Consider the following 1,801-nt stretch of genomic DNA (forward strand, 5'->3'; position numbering starts at 1 on the left):
CTGGCGCAACCAACACGCCCAACCCAAAACCGGATACGCGATCAACTCCAAGATCCGCCATCCCGATTACCCGTTCAAGGCCGCATGACGAGGCACTAGGTAGCCGCCACCGTAGTAATCCCTGATGCGAAGCGCGGTACTTGCAAATTAGCGCCTGCAAGTTCAGAGGTCTTCGGCGGCGCTAGGCCGTGAGGACCTACGTGGTTGTGACCGACGCGAGGGCTGTGCCCCCGGTGCGAGCCTGATGACGTCGCCAGGATCGAGCGTCCGGACCCCGGCGTACCCGGGGACTGATGGACTCCGGAGCCCCGTGGCGGGCGTCTTCAGACCAGACGCACCCATCCACGTCGAACCCGTTCCCGGTACGCACCGACCACGAGAAAGTTGAGAGGACTCATGAGTACGGATCGTGTGCTTGGCGGACGCTATGAGCTCTGCGACGTCCTGGGCCGGGGCGGCATGGCCGTTGTTCACCTGGCGCGTGACATCCGGCTCAAGCGCTGGGTCGCGGTCAAGGTGCTCCGCGCAGAGCTAGCCCGCGATCCGCTGTTCCGGTCCCGGTTCCGGCGGGAAGCACAGGCAGTCGCCCGCCTCAATCACCCCGGCATCGTCTCCGTTCATGACGTCGGACATGAGCACGTCGAAGGCAGTCGGGCGGACGAGCCGAACGTTCCGTTCATCGTCATGGAGCACGTCGCCGGCCAGTCGCTGCGGGCCCGCCTCCGCGAGGGCGCGCTCACGCTGGAGGAGTCGATCCAACATCAGATGGCGGTCCTGTCGGCACTCGAGTTCAGCCATCGCGCAGGCGTTGTCCATCGCGACATCAAGCCCGCCAACATCATGGTCACTCCCGACGGCGCAATCAAGGTGGTGGACTTCGGCATCGCGCGTGTCGATGGTGGTGCCGGCGCCACAGCAACCGAAACCCACATGCTCCTCGGCACCGCCCAGTACCTCTCTCCCGAGCAAGTGCGTGGTGAGGTCGCCGACGCGCGCAGTGACCTGTACTCCGCGGGCTGCCTGCTCTACGAACTGCTGACCGGCCGGCCGCCCTTCGTCGGTGACAACCCGGTTGCCGTCGCCTATCAGCACGTGCACCAAGCGCCCCCGCGAGCCAGCGCCTACCGCACCGAGGTGACTCCGGCGCTTGACGCGGTGCTCCTCACAGCGCTCGCCAAGGACCGAAAGGACCGGTTCCAGAGCGCTCGATCGTTCAGGGAAGCGCTCCAGTCCGCGGCAAAGGGCCTGGTCCGTGCGGACGAGCGCCTCGATATGGGACGCGTGGGACAACGCGATTCTGATCCACCCGCCTTGGCACACCACGCCGGCGTCGACGATTTCCATCGCATGGCCATCGGGCCACTCGCCTCGTCGACCCGCCAATGACGAGAACAAGGCCACCACACGATCCGCCTAGGCAACGGTCCGCACTGGCTCACCACAGGAAAGAACACCATGGAATACGGCACCGCCGACGGGATCCTGCCCATCGATGCGACGGCCCACCGCTTCTTCCCGGCACTGCCCGATGCCCACTACGTAGAAATCGAGGGCGTTCCCCACGGGCTGCTCTGGACGCACGTTGACGGGGTCAACGACGCCCTGCGCACCTTCATCGACTCCCTCGACGGCGGGGACTACCGCCGCCACATGACGCACTCACATCACAGGAAAGTGAGGACCAGACATGAGTCCCATTGAGCAGCTCATCAGCAATTTCCAGGAGCTCGTCGCCCAAGTGCCCGGGATCGTCCAGCCGTTCATCGTCATGCTGGCGGGCGCGATCCCGTTTGTCGACGGC

Annotated in this window: 1 protein-coding gene and 1 pseudogene; both read left to right on the forward strand. The window is 65.3% G+C overall.

Annotation, left to right across the window (positions count from 1 at the left end):
* The first annotated feature begins 396 nt into the window (after positions 1-396).
* Positions 397-1,386, forward strand: coding sequence for a protein kinase (locus tag ADK66_RS26920; RefSeq protein WP_053660171.1), 990 nt, complete (start codon positions 397-399; stop codon positions 1,384-1,386).
* A 75-nt stretch (positions 1,387-1,461) separates the two neighbouring features.
* Positions 1,462-1,617, forward strand: a pseudogene (locus ADK66_RS32500) (alpha/beta fold hydrolase); the annotation flags it as partial.
* Positions 1,618-1,801: the final 184 nt, after the last annotated feature.

This window comes from Micromonospora sp. NRRL B-16802 (assembly GCF_001279555.1).
Taxonomy (GTDB): Bacteria; Actinomycetota; Actinomycetes; order Mycobacteriales; family Micromonosporaceae; genus Micromonospora; species Micromonospora profundi.

Bases quoted from the DNA above. Each gene is read 5' to 3' on its own strand.
- ADK66_RS26920 (WP_053660171.1), top strand. From the start codon at position 397: ATGAGTACGGATCGTGTGCTTGGCGGACGCTATGAGCTCTGCGACGTC.